We start from the raw sequence: 22,848 nt of genomic DNA on the forward strand, positions 1-22,848 counted from the left end.
AAGAGGTTGAGGTTCGATCAGGCGCAATTTTCTCCGCTTTGCGTCCAGGGCGCGGCGCTCCGCCGGAAACGAAGTTGTTTCGACAGCCCGTCGAAGGCCAGATAGATGACCGGCGTCGTAAACAGCGTCAGGATCTGGCTGAGGATGAGCCCGCCGGCGATGCTGACGCCAAGCGGCAGGCGCAATTCCGATCCTTCGCCGCCGCCGACGATCATCGGCAGCGCGCCCAGAAGCGCGGCGAGCGTCGTCATCAGAATCGGGCGGAATCGCAGGAGACAGGCCTGGTAAATCGCGGCGCGGGGGGAAAGCCCCTCGTCGCGTTGCGCCTGCAAGGCGAAATCGATCATCATAATGGCGTTCTTCTTGACGATGCCGATGAGAAGAATGATGCCGATGACGCCGATCAGGCCGAGATCATTCTTTGTCAGAACGAGCGCCAGCAGGGCGCCGATGCCCGCCGACGGCAGGGTCGAGAGGATCGTGACCGGATGGATATAGCTCTCATAAAGAACGCCGAGCACGATGTAGACTGTGACGATCGCGGCCAGGATGAGCAGCAGCGTGCTCGTCGCCGACGCGACGAAGGCCGCCATCGCGCCCTGAAAGGCGGTGATGACGCCTTGCGGCGTCCCGATGTCGCTTTGGGCCTGTTTGAGCGCGGCCACGGCGTCGCCGAGCGCGTAGCCTGGGGCGAGATTGAAGGAGATCGTCGTCGCAGGGAATTGCGCAAGATGATCGAGCGACAGGGGCGCCGCCATCTCTCTGATGGAAACGAGGGAGGCGAGCGGCGCTTCCGCGCCCCCGGCGCCCGGTACGCGAAGCGAGCCGAGAGCCTCCAGTCCGGGAACGCTGCGCTCATCCGCCTCAAGAATGACGCGGAACTGGCTCGTCTGCGTGAAGATCGTCGAGACGATACGTTGTCCGAACGCATCGTAAAGCGTGTTGTCGATCGCGGAAACGGTGATCCCGTAGCGCGCCGCCGCGTCCCGATCGATCTCCAAATATAGCGCCCGCCCGGAAGTCTGGGCGCTGCTTGTGACGTCCTCGAACTGCGGCAGAGCGGCGAGCCGATCGACAAGCTGCCGCGCATAAATGGCGAGTTCATCCGGATTCGCGTCTTGCAGAGCGAAATGATACGCCCCCCGGCCACCGCCGGAATCGATGGTGAGATCCTGAACCGGCTCCAGAAAGACCGATATCCCGCCAATTTGACTGGTCCTCGCCTGAAGCCGGCGGACAACCTCCATCACGGCCGTCTTGCGCGCGGCTCTGTTCTTCAACTTGATCAGCACGCGGCCATTGTTCAGCGTCTTGTTCTCGCCATCGACGCCAAGGGTGGACGTCACGGAGTCGACGGCTTCGTCCTCCAGCGCGAGCTTTACGAAATCCGATTGCCGCCTGGACATGGCGGAGAAGGAAAAGCTCTGTTCGCCGACCGTCGCGCCCTGAATGAGGCTGGTGTCCTGAAGGGGAAAGAAGCCTTTGGGAATTACGGCGTAGAGCGCCGCCGTGAGACCGACCGTGACGGCGAAGACGACGAGCGTCGCTTTTGAATGATCGAGCACGAGCGTCAGAAGTCCGCCATAGGCGTCGATGACGGCGTCGAACCATGTCGCTCCCTTGGCATGGCCATCGACATGGCCATGCATGTCGCCCTGTACGAGGAGCTTGCTGCACAGCATCGGCGCGAGGGTGAGAGAGACGACGGCCGACAGGACGATTGTCGCCGACAGGGTGACCGCGAATTCCCGAAACAGCCGGCCGACGACGTCGCCCATGAAAAGCAGCGGGATCAACACTGCGATCAGAGAGATTGTCAGCGAGACGATCGTGAAGCCGATTTCCCGCGCGCCCTCAAGCGCGGCGTCCAGCGGCGTGCGCCCCTCTTCAAGATAGCGCGAAATATTTTCGACCATCACGATGGCGTCATCGACGACGAACCCCGTCGCGATCGTCAGCGCCATCAGCGTCAGATTGTTCAGGCTGTAGCCTAAGAGATACATGGCGGCAAGCGCGCCGACGAGCGAAAGCGGAACAGCGACGCCTGGCACGAGCGTCGCGCGCCAGCTTCCGAGAAAGAAGTAGATGACGCCGACGACCAGAAGAATCGCGAAAAGAAGCTCGAATTGCACATCCTCGATCGAGGCGCGAATGGTCGTCGTGCGGTCCGACAAAACCGTCACCTCGACCGCGCCGGGAAGCGACGCCTGCAAATTCGGCAATAGCGCCTTGATCTGATCGACGACGGCGATGACATTGGCGCCGGGCTGTCTTTGAACGGCGATGATGATGGCCGGCGTAAGGTCGTTCCATGCGCCAAGCTCGCTGTTTTCCGGGCCATGAGCGACCTTCGCGACGTCGCGAAGACGAAGGGGGCCGCCATTTCTGTTAGCTACGATGAGTTGTTCGTAATCCTTGGGGTTCTTCAACTGATCGTTGGAGTCGATTGCGAATTCCTGCGATGGACTATCGATGTTTCCTTTGGGAAGGTTGACGTTGGCGTTCGAAATCGCCGCGCGCAGATCCTCGAGCGACATGCCGTATGAGGCGAGCGCGGCGACATTGGCGCGAACGACCACTGCGGGACGATTCCCACCGTCGACGCTGACCAGCCCGACGCCAGAAAGCTGGGAGATCTTCTGCGCAATGCGCGTGTCGGCGAGCTGCCGCACCTCCGTGAGCGGCAGCGTCTTGGATGTCAGCGCCATCGTGATGACGGGCGCGTCGGCCGGATTGATCTTTGCATAGACTGGCGGCGCGGGAAGATCGGCGGGCAAGAAGCTCGACGCCGCGTTGATGGCCGCCTGCACCTGCTGCTCGGCGACGTCCAGCGTCAGTTTGAGATTGAATTGTAGAGTGATTACGGACGCGCCCGCCGAGCTTGCGGACGCGATCCGGGTCAGGCCCGGCATCTGCCCCAGTTGTCGCTCGAGCGGCGCGGTGATGGAGGAGGCCGTCACTTCGGGGCTTGCGCCAGGATAAAAGGTGCGCACTTCGATTGTCGGGAAGTCCACCTGCGGCAGAGCCGAGATCGGGAGAAACCGATAGGCGATGGCGCCGGCGAGCAGGATCGCGGCCATCAACAGGGAGGTTGCGACGGGACGGCGAATGAAGGGTCGCGAAATGTCGAATGCGCTCACGACGCGTCGTTCTTTGCGGTGGCGCGCGGGCGTGGTTCGCGCTCGGGGCCTGGAAGCGTGACGCTCGCGCCGTCGCGCAGCCGGTCGGCGCCCTCCACGACGACCTTCTCGCCGAACGCCAAGCCCTCTCTGACCACGACCCGTTCGCCCTGCGCCGGGCCGAGCTTGACGGGACGCGCCTGCACCGTTGCGTCCTCGCGGATCGCATAGACAAAGGGTCCTTTTGCGCCTTGCTGTATGGCGGCGGAAGGCGCAAGAGCGACGTCATGGAGCGTCTCTACCAGAAGATCGGCGTTGACGAACTGGTTCGGAAAAAGGCGCTCGTCCTCATTCGCGAATTCCGCGCGAAGCTTGACCGTTCCGGAAGCCAGGTCGATCTGGTTGTCGACGGCGATCAAACGCCCTCGCGCAAGTTCCGTCGATCGTTCGTGATCGTAAGCGACGACTGTCAGCTCCTGTCCGGCGCGCGTTCTTTTCAGGACGGCGGAAAGCTGGCTTTCGGGGAGCGTGAAGACGACCGTGATCGGTGAGAGCTTCGTGACGACGGCGACGCCATTGGCGTCGCCGGGCTGGACGTAGTTGCCTTGATCGACCTGCCGCAGCCCCACGCGGCCGTCGATCGGCGAAACGATCTTGCAATAGGACAGATTGAGCCGCGCCTGCTCGACGAGGGCGCGGTCGATTGCGACGGTTCCCTTATATTGGTTGATGAGCGCGCGCTGCCCATCCACCTGCTGGGCGGAAATCACGTCTTTCATCTTGCGAATGAGCGCCTCGTAGCGACCCAGGTCGCGCTCCGCATTTTGAAGAAGCGCCAGATCTTTTTGCATCTGACCTTCCGCCTGGGCGAGCGCGAGCTGGTAAGGGCGCGGATCGACATTCGCCAGCACATCGCCAGTCTTCACATACTGCGCCTCTTTGAAATCGACGTCGACAAGATGACCGGCGAGACGCGTTTTCACGATCGCGGTGGCCGATGGCGTGACCGTTCCGAGTCCGCTCAGAACGACAGGAAACTCTCCCTTGACCACCTCGGCGGCGGCGACGCGCGCCGGCTGGCCGCGACCCGGTCCCTTACCCGTGACGGATCCTTCCTTCGGATTTGCCGCGACTCTGGAATAACCATAACCCAGGGCGGCGATGGAAATTGCGGCGAAGGCGATCAGGGAGACGAGACGACGCGAGATTGTCAGTTTTGGCCGGCTGTAAGCGCCCCGGTCATTCGCAGCGATGTGGGAACTCATCAAATAGCCTCGGCGTTGTGTTGCTATTAAGCTACCGGAATAGTCTACATATGGCAAGGAGCGTATCGAGGCCCCCTCTCCGAACGATGCGCGGGCTCTTATCGGCGGCGCCCTCCTCGAACAAGAAAATTGGGCCTATGCAAGGAAAATACGCCCTTACTCCGCTGACTTATTCTTCGATCGCATCCATCTCCACGCGACTCCGGAGCGGCATGCAGGCGCTAGTTGGGAGGTCGAAATTCCGGGCAACGGAAAAAGGGCTTTTAATTGCACATCGCGGGTATATGATTTTACGCAGCGAGTTGCTCAGGGGCCTCCAATGGCGCGACCCAGTTACGAAAGGGGAAAAGTAATTTGGCTGGACCCGAAGCGCGATCATAGCGTCGAGATCGGGTCCATCGCCGGCGGTCTTGCGGGCTTTCTCGCTATCATCATCAGCATTTGTTTCGCAGCAGAGCTTCTGGCGCAGGCTGTCGTGGCTTGGATGGGCCATGATCGGAGTTTGGCCATGAGCGTTATCTCGGCGTCGGGCTTTCTGTAGAGCGCAGACAGGGGAAGCCTCGTCCGCGAAGCGCCGACCCGGAGACGCGCGCGTTCGGGAGACCAACGCTACGGAAACGAGATCAGGCGGGACGAGCTATTGCCACCCGAGCAAACACACATTCGTCCAAATTTGCTCGAAACCGTTCCAAACGAATTGGAAGCAATCGCTTCCGAAGTCATGACCCTTGTAGCAGGTGGGGCAGTCGCCCCGCCAAATGTGCGGCGCCGGGCGCACGAGGATCGGCCGATCGTCGTAGATCGCTCCGGCCTGCGCGGCGGATTGCGCAAGCGCCGCCATTGCAAGAAAAGCGGTCGCCGCCATCACAGGAATAGCGCCTCTGCTCATGTGGAAGGTCCACCTGCAAAAGCCGCATCAAACGCATCTATCGCGCCTGGCGCCCGCGGCAAGCAGCAGGGATAAGCTTCAAGAAGACCTCAGCGCTTCAAGGCGACGGCCGCGCCGATGGGCGTGATGCGCCGGGACCCGACCGAGTCGGCCTGACATGCGCGACGCGCAAGGTCGATAGCCAATTTTGAATACGATCGATGTAGAGAAAGACGACCGGAGTCGTATAGAGGGTGAGAAGCTGGCTTACGATCAACCCGCCGATGACTGCTATGCCCAGGGGTCGACGTATTTCCGATCCCTCGCCAGTTCCGAAAGCCAATGGAAAAGCGGTCAACAGCGCAACCAGCGTTGTCATCACGATCGGCCGAAACCGGCAAACGCAAGCGCGGCGGATCGCTTCTCCAGCGTCGACTCCGATCCGCCGTCTGGCGTCAATCGCGAAATCCACGAGCATGATCGCGTTTTTCTTGACGATCCCGATAAGCAGCAGGACTCCGATCATCGCGACAATGCTCAGGTCTGTCTTACAGGCCATGAGCGCGAGCAGGGCGCCGACGCCTGCCGAGGGAAGAGTGGATAAAATCGTAATCGGATGCAGAAAGCTCTCATAGAGCATTCCGAGCACGATATAGACCGTCGCGAGCGCCGCTGCGATCAGCAAGGGCTGATTGGCCAGCGTGTCCTGATAGCTTGCCGCAGTCCCCGCGAAAGCGCCGTGGATTGTCGCAGGCGCGCCAATCGCCTCCATCGTCTCGCTGACCGCCGCCGTGGCGTCGCTGAGCGACTTCCCCTCCGCGAGATTGAAGGAAATGGTGGTGGCGGCGAAATTTCCTTGATGGTTTACCTGCAGAGACGTCCTTCCGGCGCCGAGCCGACTGAAAGCCAAGAGCGGCGCCATCGGCGCGTTCGCCGACTTTGGCGCGCGCCGGACAGCGGAATCGCTGCGCGCGACGCCGGCCCCCGGTGAAGGCGCCGCGCCGGGCGCGCTCGGGGCTGCGCCGATCAGGATGTCTCCGAGAGCATTCGCCGAACCCTGATATTTAGGCGCGATCTCCATGACGACATGATACTGATTGAGCGGTTCGTAAATCGTCGACACCTGTCTCTGGCCGAACGCATCGTAAAGCGTGTTGTCGATCTGCGCCGCGGTAAGGTCGAAACGACGGGCGGCCGCGCGGTCGACCTGGACGCTCGTCTGTAGTCCCCTGTCCTGCTGATCCGAGTTGACGTCCTGGAGAAATGGGTTTCGGCGCAGCGCTTCGAGCGCGCGCGGCGCCCAAGTCTCAAGCTCTTCGAGACTATCGGATTGCAGTGTGTATTGATAAAGGGCGTTGCCCGAGCGCCCTCCGATGCGAACGTCCTGGGTCGATTGAAGGTAGAGCGACGCCCCGCTGATCTTGGACGCCTTGGCGCGCAGCCGCGCGAGAACCTCATCGACAGAGACGCCGCGTTCGCCGAGCGGCTTCAAGGTGACTTGCATATCCGCGACATTGACGGAGCCGCCGGGACCGAAAAAGCTCCCGCCGATCGTGCCGGCTGCTGTCGCTATGGCCGGGTCGCTCTTAATGACGGCGATCGCTTCTTCAAGTTTCGCTTTCATCGCCTGAAAGGAAACGCTTTGGTCGGCGACGAGCGCGCCATGCATGCGGCCGGTGTCCTGCGTCGGAAAGAATCCCTTCGGAATGATTGCAAAGAGGTGGAAATTGAGCGCGACCGTTGCAAGAAGCGACGCCATTGTCAGACGTGGGCGCGCAAGAGCCAAGGCGAGCGACTTTTCATATCCCCTTTGCATAAACGAGAGCGCGCTTTCGCTCGCCCTCAATATCCATGACGAAGAAGACGCGGAATCGGAATGGGCGCGCATGATTTGGGCGCAAAGCATGGGCGTCGCGGTTATCGAGAGCGCAAGCGAGATGAGGATCGCGACGGATAGCGTTACCGCAAATTCGCGCAGCATGCGTCCGACAAATCCGCCCATCAGCAAAATCGGCATGAACACCGCAAGAAGCGACAGGCTCATGGACAGCACGGTGAATGCGACCTCCCGGCTTCCCTCGATGACGGCGCGCAGACGCGGCGCTCCGGTCTCCATATGCCGAACAATGTTTTCGACGACGACAATAGCATCGTCGACGACAAAGCCGGTGGCGATCGTCAAGGCCATCAGCGAAAGGTTATCGAGCGTATAGTCCAGCAGATACATGGCCCCGAACGAGCCGATCAGCGACACGAGCACGGATATGCTCGGAACGAGGGTGGCGCGCCAATCGCGCAAAAAAAGGAATACAGTCAGAATGACGAATGAGATCGCCAGGATGAGACCTCTTTCGACCTCATGCAACGAGGAGCGGATGGTTAGAGTCCGATCTCTCATGATCCGCATGACGGCGTCAGCCGGCAAAGCTGCGGTGAGCGCGGGAAGCAAAGCCTTGACCTTGTCGGCGACCTCGATGTTGTTTGCGCCCGGGGCGCGGGAGACGTTCACCTGAATTCCCGGAACATCGTCGACCAGACCAAAGCTGCGCGCATCCTCGATGGAGTCGATGACGTCCGCCACGTCGCGGAGCCTTATGATTGCGCCGTCGCGATGCGCAATTACGAGATCTCTATAATCGTTCGCGCGACGCAACTGATCGTTGCCGTATATTTGCAGGCGCCGTTCCCCGAACGTCAGCTCGCCTTTGGGCGCGTTGTAATTCGCCGCCGAGAGAGCGGCGCGCACGTCCTCGAGCGAGAGGCCGTATTTGAAAAGCGCGCCGGGATTGAGTTCGACGCGAACAGCGGGCAACGAGCCTCCGTTGACCGAAACCTGGCTGACTCCTGGCACTTGTGAGAGCGGCTGCTGCAGGAAATTAGAGGCGGCTTCGAAAAGCTGCCCTTGCGAAAGCGTATTTGATGTAAGCGAGAGAGTCAGGACCGGCACGTCGGCTGGACCAGTGGCGCGCGTCGTTGGGTTGCTGCGTAACGTCAGCGGAAGATCTGCGCGCGCGGCGGCGATCGCAGCCTGTACGTCGCGCTGGGCGCCGTTAATGTCCCGATCGAGATCGAATTGCAGGGAGCCCCGCGTTGTGCCGAGCGAACTCGTCGAGGTCATCTCATTGACGCTCGAGATCAGGCCGAGACGCCGTTCAAGCGGCGTCGCTACCGCTGCGGCCATTGTCTGCGGGCTTGCGCCCGGCATGTTGGCCGAGACAGTGATCATTGGATAATCGATCTGGGGGACGGGCGCCACGGGCAGCAAAAAGAATGCGACAGCGCCGAAAAGCGTCAGGCCAGCTATGAGGAGCGACGTCGCGACAGGCCGCGCGACCGCCGTTTCGAGCAGCCTCATTTCGGACGGGCTCCAGCCATCGCGCCGCCATCCATAAGCGGACTGACGTAATGAACGCGCAAATCGCTCTTGATGCGACGGTCGGCGTCAAGGCCGACCGTCGCGGTCGCCGCGGAGTGGTAGGGGGTCAATTCGCGGCGAAAGGATGTTTGACGTCGTTGCGCTTGGCGACGACTTCCGCCGCCTTGGGCTCGCCTGCGACCGCGCGGGCGATCGCCTCCTTCGTGGCCTGGTAGTTGTAGTCCTGGATCTTTTTATCGTCGTTCGCTTCCCAATGAATGAAGACGCCGACCGAGATGAAAAGGTCGTCGGCCTCTTCGAGCGGAATGACGCCTTCCGCGACCGAATCCGCCACGGCTTTCGCGACGCCATGCTGGGCCGGGCCAAAGAGTTGAACGGCCTGCTTGGCGCCTTTGATGGTCACCTTGTTGAAGAGGATCGTGCTTGGCTTCGCGAGGAGATTGGGAGCGACGACCGCGAGGAGCGTGGTGAATCCATCTTTGTTGTTCACAAGCGCGTTGGCGAAAGCGAGCTCGGCGGCGGAGCCGCGAGGGCCGATGAGCAGATCGATATGCGCGACTTCATTGCCTTCGCCTATGAGCGATTCGCCAACCAGAAGCTTATTGATCTTCGCCATGTTTCTTTCCTGCCTGGGGACAAAGGGGCTTCAGAAGGAAGCTCGACCGGATGATATACGAGTAAATCTACAAAACAAGTAGAAAAATGATCGCCGGCGATTCTTGGGCGGCTCCGCCGACACCGATTCGTCGACCCTTTGGCCCGCGCGCTTGAAAAATGGCCTCGGCGCGCGCCGATCCTGATCTCGCGGCCGGCGCTCATTTTAAAAGCTCCGACGCCGTAATGATGGACTGCGCGATATCCACGATCTTCTTGCTCTCGCGCATCGCGACGCCGCGCATCAGCTTGTAGGCCTGTTCCTCCGAAAGCTTCTTGGCTCTCATCAAAATGCCTTTCGCGCGATCGATCGTCTTGCGCTCTTCGAGGTCTGAGCGCGCGCGCTCCAGTTCGTTCTGTAATTTGGCGAAGGCGTTGAAGCGCGAGACGCAGAGATCAAGAATCGATTTGATCCGCTCTTTCTTCAGCCCGTCCACGATATAGGCGGAAACGCCGGCTTCGACCGAAGCCTGGATGGAGGCGGCGTCGGATTGATCGACGAACATGGCGACGGGGCGGCGCACGGCGCGGCTCACTTGAAACATCTGTTCAAGCTCGTCGCGTGACGGATTCTCGAGATCGATGAGAATTACGTCGGGATCGATCGAATAAACCCATTTCAAAAGATTACGCCGTTCGGCGATCCGCTCGACCTCGGTGAAGCCTGCTTCGCGCAAGCCCTCTTCGAGGATTGCGGCGCGGATGGAGCTCTCGTCGACGATGACAATCTTCACGGGCGGAGGGAAGGCGGCTCGGGGCATTGAGAAGCTTGGTGGAAAAGCATTTTCCGCCAATCGATTAATTGTGTAGGGCAACCAGCATGGCGTCAATGACGTTGACAACCGCGAGGTTGCAAAGCGTGATTGCGACGAGAATGGATGGGGTCTCCAGACAGCAGCCAGACGGCGCCAAATCTCGGCGCGAGGCAGGGACGTTCCCGATCGATCAATTTATCGCAAAAAAGCGCTGAGCCGAAGCGGCGCCGTGCGCGCCGCCCGCTTGCCGCGAGGCGGACCGTTCAGATTTTGATAGACCGGCAAGCCCGCTTCAGCCAGGAGCGTCCAGTTGTCATAGACAATGAACTTGCCGCTGACGAAATCGCCTCCGAAAAGCTCGACGCGCTGACCGCCATAGAAAAGCGGACTGGCGGGGGCCGTCTGGCTGCGAATCTCAGGATCCCAGCCGCGCGTCGAGCCTTGCAGCGAGGCGCTCGCGCGGAAAGTCACGGTCAATCCCGGGTATCCAGCTATAGCCGCCCAGCGTTTGTGACCGGGGCGTTAGCGTGATTTCAGTAGTGTTGCCGTTACGCGCTCTTAGGCTTTGTCCGGAAATAATGCAGAGAACGAAGTAGGAGACTTTGAATCTACTATTCGCGCCGATAAGCGAGAGTCGGTCTCCGTGCAAAGCTATCTACCTTTCGTCGCCCTGCTGTTTGCCCTTGCGGGCGTGACCGTCGTCGTAACGTCGCTCTCGTCGTTTTGAGGTCGGAGTCGCTGTTCCCGAGTTGTAAAACGCGCCGGCTACGATCCCGACGAACGTCTACGGTGAAGCGACGCTTAACCCGAGATTTGGCCCCTTCCATTGGAAACTCGGCCATGACGGCGGCTCCCGAGAGCTGCTTTCGCCTTGCCTGCGGCGTGAGCAAATCATATGCCGACCGCATTTCGATCGAACATCCTCCCAGGCGGCGCATACGTCATGCTTCCGGCTTGCTTTACAACCAGTCAGCGAAGGCGTCCGGCTCCTCGCCGATTTTGCGTTCCAGCGCCGCAAGCGTCTGAAGCTCTCGGACCGTTTCTTCGTCTCGGCCATTAACGAGCGCATCCAGCAATGCGTCGATCCTTGCGCGAACTTCTTCGATCGTCAGATTCGTGGCGTGGTCGGTCATGACGCCTTGCCTGTTCTGATCTCGAACGGCGAAGCCTCATAGGGGACTGCGGCAGGATAAAGGCGGGATTACGCGAGCGTTTTTTTGCGGCAAATGCGGACGCGGGCGCTTCTCAGTGGCGGCCGGACGGCTATGCCCCTATCTGGTCGAATGCGTGCGGTGGCGCACATATCTCTGACCAGCCGGCTGCTAAGGCGTCGAGCATGTCTGGAGCGATCATGTTGACCGACGAGGAACCCGACGGCCGGAGAGAGGCCCCTTATCCGCCAGAACTGGCGCGCCGTCATCTGCGCGCTTCCATTTTGATCGTGTCAGCGATGGCGATTGCTGCGTTCATGCTGGGATTCGCCATGCCGGTGAATCCGCTGCTCGACGGCTCGACAATTGCGCGGGATCTTCTTGCGCCGTAAGCCTCGCTGTATGACTGCGCGAGCGGGCGGCGCGCCCGTCATGTCACTTGCGCGCTGATGCAGAGCGAGGAAAGAGAGAGAAAGCCACCCCGCCTTCCTTGTCCGGCCCGATAATGACCGTCGCCGTCCGGCCAGCTACAAGGAGCACATCCGACGGCGGCCGGTCGAGCGCGATCCGGACCGGAATCCGCTGCGCAAGCCGCACCCAGTTGAAGGTCGGGTTTACATTGGCCAGCAGATTGGCGCCGCTGCTTCTGTCGCGATCCTCGATGCCGGCCGCGATCCCTTCGACATGGCCGAACAGCGCCTGTCGTTCGCCCATGAGACGCACGGCGGCGCGATCGCCGACGTGAATCATGGGAAGCTTTGTCTCTTCGAAATAGCCGTCAACGTGAAGGCTATCTTCGTCGACGAGCGCCGCGACCGGCTTGCCCGCGGTCACATAGCTCCCCGGCCGCAGTTCGAAATTCGTCATAGGTCCATTGACTGAGGCGCGCACATCCGAGCGTTCGAGATTGAGGCGGGCGAGATCGCGCTCGGCAAGCGCCTGTTCATAGGCCGCCTGCGCCTGAGCCTGCTGGCCGGTCACGTTCTCGAGCTGCTGCTTTGAAACGGCGATATTGTTTTTCGCGTCGAGCGTGCGATAGCGTTTGAAGTCCTCTGAGGCGACCTCCAGCGCCGCGGCGCGGCCGGCGAGCGTCGCCTCTGCCTGGCGAAGCGCCAGCTCGAAGCGCTTCCGGTCGATGCGGAAAAGAATGTCGCCTTTCCGGACGCGCTGATTGTCGTGCGCCAGCACATCGCTCACCAGCCCGGACACGTCGGGCGCGACAGACACGACCTCTGCGCGAACGCGGCCATCGCGCGTCCATGGCTCTTCTTCGTAATAGGCCCAGAGACGCCAGCCGACGAAAAGCGCCGCCGCCGTTAAAACCATGGTGAGGAGAAATCCGAGCGACTTCGCGACCGCTTCCTTCATAGCGAGGACCTCGACAGAAAATGCAGGACCGCGCCGAGAAGGCAGATGAAGATGGCCAGGCTGGCGAGTCCGCGATGCCAGAGAAGCCCGTAAATCCCCAAGGCGCTCAGCGTCATCCTCAAAAGGGAGGCGAGTATGTAAGCGAGCGGCGCGCAAATGAGAATGCTTGGCGCGTATAGCCCGAAGAAGCTGACTTCCGCGTTCATGGATGTCCTCCCGAGACAGCAATTTGAAGGGGCGCCGCTTCGGGGAAGAGGCACCGGCGCAGACCCACGAGCGCGAGAAGCGCCGTCCTATCCGCAGGATCATCCGGCCGCAGGGCTTGAATGGCGTGATTGAGCGATTCGAGCGCGCGCCGATCCAGCGGCGCATGCTGGCGGTAGCTCCTCCGCAGGCGTAACAGGGCGGCGTCGAGCCGTCGGCGCGCCTTGTCCGGCAGCTCCGCGCGCGCTTTGCGGGCCTCCACCATGTTCAGCCCCGCCCGCAACTGTCGCATGGCGTCGGGCATATCCGCATCGGCGGTTTGAATAATGGGCGCGACCGTCGACAGCCTGTCGAACATCAACCCCAGCAGATAGGCGTCGTTACGCTGGCCTCGTATATCGGCGACTTCCGCGAGACTGCGATGATTGGCTCGAATGAACCGCGCCAGACGCCATTCGGCGTCGATCACGCGAAGAGCCGCCGTCGTCGCCGCCGCGATCGCCATGCCGGCGACCATTGCGAGGCCCGTATTAAGGAAAGCCTTGGCGTTTACGTCATAGGCGCCCTGCAGCGCCATGGTCGTCGGCATGAGAATGCCAAGCGCTATGCCGATCACAAATGTCTTCGGTTCCGCGATAAGCAGGCCAAAGAGGAGCAAAGCCGGCGCAAGAGCGAGCGCGAGAGTCTCGAAGCTATGCACCTTGGGAAGGATAACGAACACATAGACGCCCGAAACGGCCACCGCGACAGCGCTCCAAAACCCGAACTTCCGGATAGAAGGCACGGGGTCGTCCTGGGTCGCAAACAGACTGCCGGCGACGGCCGCCATCATCGCGGCGGCGGCCCCATCCGGCCAGCTCGTCAGAATCCAGAAGGCGCAGCACAGGATCAGAGCGGACGAGAGCGTCGCGGCCGCGATGAGCGCCCGCGCATGTTCGTCGTGTCGAACGCGCGATGCGTCCGCGTCGATGGGAAAGGCGAGCGGGACGTTCGCGCCGTGCGCATTGGAGGAGGCGAGGGCGCCGGCAAGGGCGCCATTGTCCGAAAAGAGGGCGGCAAGATCGCGCAGCCGAACGGCGAGATTCAACTCGACGAGCTCGCGCCAGGATGCGACGTCGCCCATAGCGCTTATGTCGGCGTTTATCGCGTCCGGCAATGTGGTGCTCGCGCCATCGGAGTCAGTCGTGAGCGTCGTTTCGACGCGCGCCAGCAAGGACGCCGCGCGAGGCGAAGGACCGCCGAGCCCGTGAAGTTCAGTCGTAAGATCTCGAATCGCCGAGATCGCCGCCAAGGTCATGAGCATGCGCGGAACAAGGCTTTGAACCAGGGGGAGAGATGCGCGGCTTTCCGCCGCCTCAAACGGCAGATGCTCCGCGAGCGCTTCGATCTTGGTCGTATCGCCGGCGAGTCGCAGCCAATGCGCCTCTCTCACGCTTGCATTTGTCTCGCGCAGCGCGTCGCGCGCCGCCGCCCGCGCGTCGTCCAGCCAAAGCGCCGCGCGTTCCGCGACCGCCGGCCCGACGCTGCGCGGGAAAAAAAGGCTGGACGTCAATGCGGCGCAGAAAATGCCGACGAGGATTTCCTCGGTCCGCGCAAGCGCCAGATCGAAAATTTCGATCGGCGTTTCGACCGCGGGAAAGCCGATGATCGCCGTAGTATAGCCCGCGAGCATAAAGGCGTATCCGCGTGGGGTGCGGTCCAGTATCGAAAGATACAGGCAAAGGCCGGACCAGAGGGCGACCGCCAGTACGAGAACCGGCGGCGCATTCACCAGATTAGGAACCAGCAGGATAGCCATGCCGGCGCCCGCCACGGTTCCGATCGCCCGGTAGAAGGATTTCGAGAAGGTCGCTCCCATCAGCGGCTGCGACGCGATGTATACGGTTGCGAGCGCCCAATAGGGCCGCGGTAAATCCTGCCAGAAGGCGATCGCCAGCGCGAGGACGCCGGCGAGAAACGCCTGGATTGAAAAAAGCCAATGCTTTCGGCTGCGCAGCACGTCTTTTTTTACCTTGGAAGAGACAGGCGCCGCACGGTCGCGCGTCGAACCTCTTGATTTCATAAAAATGACCTGTTAGTCATTTCATGTCAAGGGACGGAGAACGATATGGCGGCGCTCGACAGGCGGCCAAGCGAGGCTCGGAACGGGGAGCTTCAGAAACGCAAGAGAAGCCCGAGCGCCGAGAAGACGGCGCAGACGCGCCATATGATCGTTTCGGCGGCGCTCGCGGAGTTCCTTGAAAGAGGCTTCGCAAGGGCGACCATGGAAGCTGTCGCGCGCCGCGCGGGCGTCGCGAAGGGCACGCCCTATCGTTACTTCCCGACGAAGGAGGCATTGTTCGAAGCTGTTGTCCGGCAGGAGATCGCCAGCGCCGTCGTCGAGGTGAACGTCGCCAACCGGTCGCCGGGCGAAAAAGTGGGCGCGTTTCTCAGGCGGACCATGTCGCCTGCGATGGAAGTGGTGGAGCGGCAGGGCCGCGCGGCTCTCGCGCGGCTCGTTCTGACGGAAGGCGTGCGATTCCCGGTGCTCGTCGAAATCTACCGTCGGGAGATGTTCGATCCGCTCTTGAACCAGCTTCGCTATCTCGCGAAATCGGCGAGAGAAGGCGGAGAGCTGAAATCCGACGCGCTGGTGGATCATCCGGAACTGCTGATCGCGCCGATCTGGTACGGCATTGTCCATAACGGCTTGCTCGACAGGTCCCAGCCCCTCGATATCGGCGCGCTCTTTCAGACCAATCTCGATCTTCTCTTCGATCAGTGAGGACAAAGAAGCGGCCGTGAAAAACTGGCGAGGAACCGCGTGCGCGAATGCTTCGGCGACGCGCCGCTTCCTGTCCATCGCGCTGCTCGGCGGCTTGCTTCTAGCGGGGGGCGCTCAGCCAGTCCGCGCGGAAAGCCTCCGCTCGGCGTTGGCGCGCGCATATCTCGGCAACCCCGATCTGAACCAGGCGCGGGCGAGCGTTCGCGCGCAAGATGAAGAGGCGCCCAAGGCTCTCGCGGGCCTTCGTCCCAAAGCAAGCATCCAGGCGACGGCAGGCGCGCAGGCGAGCGCGATTAAGATCTATGCCGGGCGTTCGATGGCGACGGGACAACGTCAGTTTTTCGGCGACGAATTTATCAGCTATCCTCGTGGCGCGGCGCTCACCGTTTCCCAGACCCTCTTCGATGGCGGACGTTCCGAAAGCGCGTTCAGGCAGGCGGAATCGAGCGTCCTCGCCGCGCGATCGGCATTGCGTCTCACCGAGCAGTCGGTTCTCCAGAACGGCGCAACCGCCTATGTGGACGTCTTGCGCGATACGGCGATCGAGAAGTTGCGCGAGAACAACATCTTCGTGCTGAAGCAGCAGCTCAGGGTGACGGCCGACCGTTTTGACGCCGGCGCGGTGACCGGGACGGACGTCGCACAAGCTCAGGCGTCGCTGGCGCAGGCGCGTTCGGCGCTCTACGCGGCCCAAGCGCAACTTAGGACCAGCATCGCCGTCTATCGCCAACTCATGGGAAACGAACCGCGGCGTCTTGAGCCCGCCCGGTCGGTTGAATCCATGCTGCCGAAGTCCGTGAACGAAGCGATCGGCATAGCCCTTGCCGAACATCCGGGCGTGACGGCGGCTCAACACGAGGCGGACGCTGCCGAGCAGTCGGCAAAAAAAGCAGAAAGCGCGCTTTCTCCAACTTTTTCCATCGGAGCGCAGATCAGCAGCCAGCGGGACGCCATTTTGGGAATTCCCGGCACCCGCCAGTTTGGCGCCGCCGTGATCGGGGTGCTCAATGTGCCTCTCTATCAGGGCGGCGGGGATTATTCGTCGATCCGCCAGGCCAAGGAGCAGCTTGGGCGGGAGCGTTTGAACGCGGACGTGCAGCGCGACAGCGTAAGGGCGAGCGTCGTATCGAGCTACGGAATGCTCGAAGCGGCGAGAGCCTCGCTGATCTCAGGGGGCGCTTCCGAAATGGCGGCAAAGACCGCGCTCGTGGGGGTGCGGGACGAGGCGAAGACGGGAAAGCGTACGACGCTCGACGTCCTGAACGCTCAACAGGCGCTCCTGGACGCCCGCGTCGCGATCGTGAAGGCGCAGCGCGACGTGGTCGTCGCCTCTTACGCGGCGCTCGGCGCAATCGGCAGACTTTCCGCGCGAGGGTTGAGCCTGGACGTCGTAATTTACGACCCGAGCGCTCATTACGAACAGGTAAAGACCAAATGGTTCGGCGCCGAAACGCCTACATATCCCTAGATCACGCGGCGCTCATGTGAGCAACCGCCAAGGGACGAAAGCGGCGCATAACGGGGCAGGCGCTTCCTCTGCGGTTCCGCTTTCGCGGCCGAAGAAATCTGCGACATTCGCGCGCATGGCAAGCTGTCGCATAGGTAATGAGGCGGGTGCGCGTTAATGCCGGAGCCGACAACATTCCTCCCCAACCTGCGCCCGGCCTTCGCCGGGCTTTTTTTTTGGCGCGAAGTTCCTGTCTCGCTCAAGCTCCTTGTCGGGAGCACGCTGGTCGGCGGCCCGCCCCCCGTCCCGAGATGACGGGCCCGCCGCCAGTTTGATCGTCTGCCAATCCGCAGACCGCGCAGCAGCGCTCTTGGCGGCCCTTCGCTCGCGCAGGCTTACGATACAAAGACCGTTATAAAGCGCCAGCTGTGGAAAGTACGAAGCGCCGTTCGTGCGCCGCCGATCGTCGAGCTTGTTCGCGACTCGGGGGATGGCAGGCGTTTTCGCCCGGGAAACCTGAGCGCTCCGCTTGCCGTTACGGTTTTTAAGTTTCCATCGAAAAGACCGGCAAGGTCAGCCCTCCCCCTGCTGTCGCTTCTTATGGCTGGCCGTCCCCCCTTTGTGACCAGCTTCAGACGCAAGCGCGTGGTCTCGCGAAAATGAGCGATTGGCGGGCTTTACGGATTGCCCGCCCTTTTTTCCGGCCTTCGCCGCCAATTTAGCGTCCTGCGAAAAACTGCGCTTTCCGGCTGGCACGCTCTTTCCGCCCTTGCGCGCGATCTCGCGCCGTTTCTCCGGAGACATGGAGGCGAAGCCACGCTTGCTCTTCCTAGGCTCGTCCATAATCCGCTGCTCCGGCTATATCCAAAAGCTAAGCTAGAATGTATGTTTACGATTCAGGCAAGCGTAGCTGTTGGCGGCGAGCGCAATGGCGGCCGGACTGGTCATATTGTCGGGCAGATGCGCCCATCGCAAAAGCGAGCAGGAAGGAGTTCGCCAATGGGCCGGCGGCGACTCCGCCCGCGTCCACGGCGATGGCGACAAAGTCTGTGTCGCTCGAGGACATCAGAATGACCGCCCGCCGCTGGAAACGGCATTCGTCGCGCTTCTCGCATCTAATGGGCGGCGGCGATGGCCGGCCCATTGGAGCCCTTAGCCCGGCCAGGGCGGCCTCCGAGATTTGGAGACCCGCCTTGATTGTCGCCGCCGGTCAAGGCGTTCTCTTCTTTCCGTTCACGACGACGCGATCGCCTGCCTCGAGCGCGCCGCCAACGATCTCGACGTAAGCGCCATCGTCGAGGCCCGGCTTCACGGCGACCGGAACCGCGTTTCCATCTCGCCACGCCCACACGCGCGCCCATCCAGAGGGTGGCGGCGCAAGCGACGCGCCGTCGGAGGGAGCGTAATGCAGGGCGCGGTACGGGACGCGCAAGACATCCTCCCGCCGGTCGAGCTCTATGCGCAGCGACGCCGTCGCGCCGGGCCGCGCGGCGGACGCGGGCGCCGGAACCTCGACGACGATCCTCAAGGCGTTTTTTGCCTGGCTTGTCTCGCGCAACTTCCCCGTGACTCGTTGCGAAGGATCGTTCGCGAAGGTCGCCGTCGCCGGGGCGCCGGGCGGCGCCTGCAAAGCGGCTCCCGCCTCCGGCGCGGCTTCGAAATGCAAACTCCCTTCGGCTGGAGCGACGCGGAACAATATCTCGCCCGCCTTGGCCGCCACGCCGGCCTCCAGGCGGCTCCCGCCGACGGTTCCGTCAACGGGCGCAACGACCGGCGCGCCCTTCTCCTGCGCTGCGCGCAAGGCGGCCTCGCGCCGGCTCGTCACGGTCTGCGCTTGCCTTAAGCGGGCCGCCGCGCGCGTTTTCGCGGTCGTCGCGCGCTCAAGCGCGGCGGCGCTCCTGCGTTGCGCCGCCTGCGCGGCTGCGAGCGCCCTGCGCGCGCGGTCGACTTCCGCTTGACGGTCCAACGGAATGATCCTTGCACAGATGCGCCCGGCTTTCACCTGATCGCCGTCGCGGCAGGCCACCGACTCGATCATGCCCGGGACGGGCGCGGCCGCTGCGGCGGGCGGCGCTGAGACGACGACGCCCGTCATGTCTGCAGTTCGGATAATAGCGCCCCGCTCCACTGTCGCGAGTTCGTGACGCGCGCCTTCCTGCATGGTCCGCCAATAAAGCGCGCCACCCGCCGCCGCCGCGACAAGCGTGGCGCTCGCTACGAGAGGCGCGTAGCGGCGCATACGGGCGGGCGCCGCCATCGCAGCTTCGGGCTCAAGCTTCCCCTTCAAGCGCTTGTGGCGCTCGGTCCACCATTTTTCGATCTCCATCACAACGAGCAGAGACGAGCCTGCGGCGAGCAGCGCGCCCCATTCCGCGACCGTCGGCGGCCAGATGCGCAGCGTAGCGGCAAGGCTTGGAATATGCGACGCGAAAAGATGGATCGCCTGCGCGCCGAAGACGCTCGCGATGAGCAGCGGACTGGAGAACAGGCCTCTGTAAAAGAGTGAATGGTGTTCCGAGCGCGCATTCAGCGCCTGGAAATTCTCGAAGATCACGAAGAGCAGCAGCAAGAGATTGCGGGCGTGGTCCGTGTCGTAGCCGCGCACCACGAGCCAGTAGAACAGCCCGAAGCCGACGCCCGCCATGACGAGCGCCGAATAGACGTTGCGAGCGATCATCACGCCGTCGAAAATCGGCTCCTCCGGCTTGCGCGGGGGATAGGTCAATTCGTCGCCCTCCGGCTTTTCAGCCGCGAGCGCAATGTGCTGAACGCCATTGGTGACGAGGTTTAGCCACAGCAGTTGCACGGGCAGCAGCGGCATGGGCAGGCCGACCGGGATGGTCAGAAGGAAAAGCAGCAGCTCGGCCGCGCCGGTGGAAACCAGCAGGAAGATGACCTTCCGGATGTTGGCGTAGGCGACGCGGCCCTCCAACACGCCGCGCACGATCGAGGCGAAATTGTCGTCCGCGATGATGATGTCGGCGCTTTCCTTGGCGACGTCGGCGCCCTGCTTGCCCATGGCGACGCCGACATGCGCGTGCTTGAGCGCCGGCGCGTCGTTGACCCCGTCGCCGGTCACGGCGACAAAATGACCGTTGCGCGCCAGCGACAGGACGATTGCAAGCTTCTGGATCGGCTCGACGCGAGCATAGATGCGGGCGCGATTCGTCAATGCGTCGAGCGCCGCCTCGCCCGCTTCCTCGGCGCGCCGCATGTCGTCGCCCGTCACGATTTGGTCGGGCGAAAAGGCCATGCCCGCCTTTCTGGCTATTGCTGCGGCCGTGCCGGGCGCGTCGCCCGTCACCATCGCCACCACAATGCCGGCGTCGTGGCATTCGCCGATAGCGCGCCGCGCCTCCGGCCGCAGCGGATCATGCATGCCGACCAAGCCGAGAAAGACGAGATTTGCGAGATGGCGAGGGCCATAACCATGGTCGGGCTCGGGCGCGATCTCGCCCTCGGCGAAAGCCAGAACGCGCAGGCCTTTTTCCGAGAGCGCGTCTTTCTGGCGCCAAAGCGCGTCACGGTCGATCGGCGCCAGAGCGCCGCCGACGTCCATGCGGTCGGCCATCGCGATGAGCGTCTCGGGCGCACCCTTGACGAAGATGCGCACGGCGTCCTTTTCCTCGTGCCGATGGAAGGACGCGGCATATTTGAGGTCGGGCTCGTATGGGATGCGCTTTACGAGCGGATAGCGCGCCCTGAGCTCCTCATGCGCGACGCCGCTCCGATGCGCGGCGACAAGCAGGGCGACGTCGACCGAGTCGCCCACGCCTCTGATCTCTTCCTTCTCGCGCCGGATTTCCGCCTCATTGGGCAGCGCCGCCGCGCGTAGAAGCGCCGCAAGCAGAAGATCGGCCTGCTCGTAGCGCGTCGCGCCGCGGAAAGAATAGGCCCCGACGCCGTCCCCTGGTTCGAGGGCGAGGGTCGAGCCGTCCGGCAGGGCGATGGCGGTGACGGCCAGCTCGTTGCGGGTGAGCGTGCCCGTCTTGTCGGTGGCGATCATGGTGCAGGAGCCGAGCGACTCTACCGCGGCCATCTTGCGCACGATCACATTGGCCTTGGCCATCCGCCGCATGCCGATCGCCAGCGCTACGGCGATCGCGACCGGCAATCCTTCGGGGATGGCGGCGACGGCCAGCCCGACCGCCATCATGAAGAGCTCGAGGAGCCCCATGTGGCGCAGATAGCCGATCACCATGAGAAGGCCCACCGCGATCGCCACCAAAATCGCGATCAACCTGGAGAAACGCTCCATGCGGATGATCAGCGGCGGCTGGGACGCCGAAGGCTTGACGAGTTCTCCGGCAATTTTGCCGACCTCGGTCATGAGACCCGTCGCTGTCGCCTCGCCGACGCCGCGCCCGCGCGTGACCATCGAACCGGCGAACGCCATGCCGTCGCGCGCGACCTCCATCGCCCCAGCCGCGACAACCTTCTTCACCGGCGCAGACTCGCCCGTCAAAAGCGATTCATCGCAACGCAGATCCGCAGATTCGATAAGTCGCAGATCCGCCGGCACGCGGCGTCCGGCCTCGAGCAGGACGACGTCGCCCGGCACGATATCGCTCGCGTCAATTTCCTGCTGGACGCCGTCGCGCAAGGCCAGCGCACGCGGCTGGTCGCGTTCGCGCAGCGCGGCCGCGGCCTGGCCGGCGGAATATTCCTGAATCGCGCCAATAATCCCATTGATTATCAGCACCACGCCGATAAAGGCGGCGTCTTTCGCGTCGCCGATCGTCATAGCGACGGCGGCTGCGGCGACCAGGATATAAATCAGTGGACTGAGGAACTGTCCGAGAAAGACTGTCGCGAAGGAGGGCGGTTGCGCTTCGGGCAGCGTGTTCGGGCCGAATTTGGCGAGGCGCACACGCGCCTCGTGGGTCGTCAGTCCCTGCATGATGCTCCTGAATTTTTAGGGGGAGAGCCGAGGCTATTCGTCATTTTCTTGGAAAAGTCTTCCCCTTCAGACGGCAAACATTGCTTCGACCAAGGCGCCAGGAGCAAAAGGTAGGGTCGCTGCCCAATAAGGGCAAACAGCGGGGACGGACGCCCGGCGCGTAATTTTGCAGTGCATCGGCGCGACCTGACCGGGACTAACTGCCGAGGCGCAGCTGCGTCCCTTTTTGAAGCAGATTCGTCCTGTTCGCGCGAGCGGCTGCGCTTATTTGGTCCACGACGCTTTGATAGCGCGATATTGAATTGACCCGACGAATCCGTCGGATCGGCGTTTCCCCCTCGCCGCTGGCGTGAAAGAATTGATGTTGAAATGCAGCAATTGGCGCATAAAGCTCGCCTGCGCTCCTAACCAGCCCTTTCGTCGGCCTTTCCACTGGAAACGTAATGTCCCCTCTCAGAGCTCGGCACGCGAGTTGCCATGAAGGAGAAATTGCAACTTACGCGAAAGGCGCTTTCCGTCGAAAGCAGCCGCGAGGGAGAGAGACGATGGTGGAGTCGCGTGAAGCCATCTTTGAGGCGTTCTCCGAACGGGAGGCGCTGAAGGCCTTATACGCGCAAGCGATCGCCAAGGCCGACAGTCTATACTTCAGCCAAGATCGCGCGGCCTATGAAGCCGCCCAGCGCGTGCAGGAGGACGCATGTTATAGGCTTTGCGATTATGAGAGAGGGCTTTTGGCCGTTCGGCCGCAGACCGTCGCCGGGGCATTGGCGCTATTGCGGTTTGCGGCGACCTTCGCGGATGACGGCGCCGCGGCCGAATGGAATATCGGCGACGCGGTTCGCGCTTGTGTTGAGCTTATCGAGCGAAAGGTCGCTTTATAGCAGCAAGCTGTGCGATCGGCCGCTCTTCAGTCTGAGAACGCGGGTCGCGCGCGGCCGACAACGATCGGGAGGCGCTTGACCTCCGCCCATGTGAGG

The 22,848-nt window shown here is 62.4% G+C and carries 19 protein-coding genes and 1 pseudogene; 5 read left to right on the forward strand and 15 right to left on the reverse strand.

The window, feature by feature from the left end; translation table 11 throughout:
* Positions 1-17 precede the first annotated feature (17 nt).
* The gene (locus tag ACNHKD_RS05875) at positions 18-3,080 is read right to left on the reverse strand and encodes an efflux RND transporter permease subunit (RefSeq protein WP_442756850.1); all 3,063 of its coding nucleotides are present in this window, start codon (positions 3,078-3,080) and stop codon (positions 18-20) included.
* Between the two features lie 56 nt (positions 3,081-3,136).
* Entirely contained in the window at positions 3,137-4,384 is a 1,248-nt protein-coding gene (locus tag ACNHKD_RS05880; RefSeq protein WP_442756145.1) for an MdtA/MuxA family multidrug efflux RND transporter periplasmic adaptor subunit, read from the reverse strand.
* A gap of 319 nt (positions 4,385-4,703) precedes the next feature.
* Between ACNHKD_RS05880 and ACNHKD_RS05885 the strand changes: the two genes are divergently transcribed.
* Complete coding sequence (locus ACNHKD_RS05885; RefSeq protein ID WP_442756146.1) at positions 4,704-4,925, forward strand: hypothetical protein; 222 nt, start codon at positions 4,704-4,706, stop codon at positions 4,923-4,925.
* A 96-nt stretch (positions 4,926-5,021) separates the two neighbouring features.
* Here the strand turns inward: ACNHKD_RS05885 and ACNHKD_RS05890 are convergent, their stop codons facing one another.
* The 6 genes from ACNHKD_RS05890 to ACNHKD_RS05915 all read right to left on the reverse strand — a co-directional run bounded on the left by ACNHKD_RS05890 (position 5,022) and on the right by ACNHKD_RS05915 (position 11,170).
* Positions 5,022-5,273 carry a hypothetical protein gene (locus tag ACNHKD_RS05890; RefSeq protein WP_442756147.1) on the reverse strand — a complete coding sequence of 84 codons (252 nt, stop codon included), beginning with the start codon at positions 5,271-5,273 and terminating at the stop codon, positions 5,022-5,024.
* A gap of 97 nt (positions 5,274-5,370) precedes the next feature.
* Entirely contained in the window at positions 5,371-8,607 is a 3,237-nt protein-coding gene (locus ACNHKD_RS05895) for an efflux RND transporter permease subunit (RefSeq protein ID WP_442756148.1), read from the reverse strand.
* Between the two features lie 127 nt (positions 8,608-8,734).
* The gene (gene fae / locus ACNHKD_RS05900; RefSeq protein ID WP_442756149.1) at positions 8,735-9,244 is read right to left on the reverse strand and encodes a formaldehyde-activating enzyme; all 510 of its coding nucleotides are present in this window, start codon (positions 9,242-9,244) and stop codon (positions 8,735-8,737) included.
* Between the two features lie 199 nt (positions 9,245-9,443).
* Positions 9,444-10,043, reverse strand: coding sequence for an ANTAR domain-containing response regulator (locus tag ACNHKD_RS05905; protein ID WP_442756150.1), 600 nt, complete (start codon positions 10,041-10,043; stop codon positions 9,444-9,446).
* Between the two features lie 189 nt (positions 10,044-10,232).
* Positions 10,233-10,514 carry a hypothetical protein gene (locus tag ACNHKD_RS05910; RefSeq protein WP_442756151.1) on the reverse strand — a complete coding sequence of 94 codons (282 nt, stop codon included), beginning with the start codon at positions 10,512-10,514 and terminating at the stop codon, positions 10,233-10,235.
* A gap of 482 nt (positions 10,515-10,996) precedes the next feature.
* Complete coding sequence (locus ACNHKD_RS05915; RefSeq protein WP_442756152.1) at positions 10,997-11,170, reverse strand: hypothetical protein; 174 nt, start codon at positions 11,168-11,170, stop codon at positions 10,997-10,999.
* Positions 11,171-11,388: 218 nt separating this feature from the next.
* Between ACNHKD_RS05915 and ACNHKD_RS05920 the strand changes: the two genes are divergently transcribed.
* Positions 11,389-11,580 carry a hypothetical protein gene (locus ACNHKD_RS05920; RefSeq protein WP_442756153.1) on the forward strand — a complete coding sequence of 64 codons (192 nt, stop codon included), beginning with the start codon at positions 11,389-11,391 and terminating at the stop codon, positions 11,578-11,580.
* A gap of 43 nt (positions 11,581-11,623) precedes the next feature.
* Here the strand turns inward: ACNHKD_RS05920 and ACNHKD_RS05925 are convergent, their stop codons facing one another.
* The 3 genes from ACNHKD_RS05925 to ACNHKD_RS05935 are packed head-to-tail and all read right to left on the reverse strand — an operon-like array spanning position 11,624 to position 14,759.
* On the reverse strand, positions 11,624-12,556 hold the full coding sequence (locus ACNHKD_RS05925; protein ID WP_442756154.1) for an efflux RND transporter periplasmic adaptor subunit: 933 nt from the start codon (positions 12,554-12,556) through the stop codon (positions 11,624-11,626).
* Positions 12,553-12,762 carry a DUF1656 domain-containing protein gene (locus tag ACNHKD_RS05930; RefSeq protein ID WP_442756155.1) on the reverse strand — a complete coding sequence of 70 codons (210 nt, stop codon included), beginning with the start codon at positions 12,760-12,762 and terminating at the stop codon, positions 12,553-12,555. The genes ACNHKD_RS05925 and ACNHKD_RS05930 overlap by 4 nt, the downstream gene beginning before the upstream one ends.
* Positions 12,759-14,759 carry an FUSC family protein gene (locus ACNHKD_RS05935; protein ID WP_442756156.1) on the reverse strand — a complete coding sequence of 667 codons (2,001 nt, stop codon included), beginning with the start codon at positions 14,757-14,759 and terminating at the stop codon, positions 12,759-12,761. The genes ACNHKD_RS05930 and ACNHKD_RS05935 overlap by 4 nt, the downstream gene beginning before the upstream one ends.
* 108 nt (positions 14,760-14,867) lie before the next feature.
* Between ACNHKD_RS05935 and ACNHKD_RS05940 the strand changes: the two genes are divergently transcribed.
* Positions 14,868-15,524 (forward strand): TetR/AcrR family transcriptional regulator, encoded by a 657-nt coding sequence (locus ACNHKD_RS05940; RefSeq protein ID WP_442756157.1) that lies wholly within the window; start codon positions 14,868-14,870, stop codon positions 15,522-15,524.
* Between the two features lie 16 nt (positions 15,525-15,540).
* Positions 15,541-16,992 carry a TolC family outer membrane protein gene (locus ACNHKD_RS05945; protein WP_442756158.1) on the forward strand — a complete coding sequence of 484 codons (1,452 nt, stop codon included), beginning with the start codon at positions 15,541-15,543 and terminating at the stop codon, positions 16,990-16,992.
* Between the two features lie 552 nt (positions 16,993-17,544).
* Here ACNHKD_RS05945 and ACNHKD_RS05950 read toward each other — a convergent pair.
* From ACNHKD_RS05950 to ACNHKD_RS05965, 4 genes and pseudogenes are all read right to left on the reverse strand, one after another.
* Entirely contained in the window at positions 17,545-17,814 is a 270-nt protein-coding gene (locus ACNHKD_RS05950; RefSeq protein ID WP_442756159.1) for a KGG domain-containing protein, read from the reverse strand.
* Between the two features lie 46 nt (positions 17,815-17,860).
* On the reverse strand, positions 17,861-18,115 hold the full coding sequence (locus ACNHKD_RS05955; RefSeq protein WP_442756160.1) for a DUF1538 family protein: 255 nt from the start codon (positions 18,113-18,115) through the stop codon (positions 17,861-17,863).
* A 66-nt stretch (positions 18,116-18,181) separates the two neighbouring features.
* A complete protein-coding gene (locus ACNHKD_RS05960; protein ID WP_442756851.1) occupies positions 18,182-19,228 on the reverse strand; it encodes an efflux RND transporter periplasmic adaptor subunit in 1,047 nt (348 codons plus the stop codon).
* Between the two features lie 36 nt (positions 19,229-19,264).
* Positions 19,265-21,871 (reverse strand): annotated as a pseudogene (locus ACNHKD_RS05965) (cation-translocating P-type ATPase); the annotation flags it as partial.
* A gap of 545 nt (positions 21,872-22,416) precedes the next feature.
* Here ACNHKD_RS05965 and ACNHKD_RS05970 point away from each other — a divergent pair.
* A complete protein-coding gene (locus ACNHKD_RS05970; protein ID WP_442756161.1) occupies positions 22,417-22,752 on the forward strand; it encodes a hypothetical protein in 336 nt (111 codons plus the stop codon).
* Positions 22,753-22,848 lie beyond the last annotated feature (96 nt).

The sequence above is a fragment of the Methylocystis sp. JAN1 genome (assembly GCF_052186135.1).
GTDB lineage: Bacteria > Pseudomonadota > Alphaproteobacteria > Rhizobiales > Beijerinckiaceae > Methylocystis.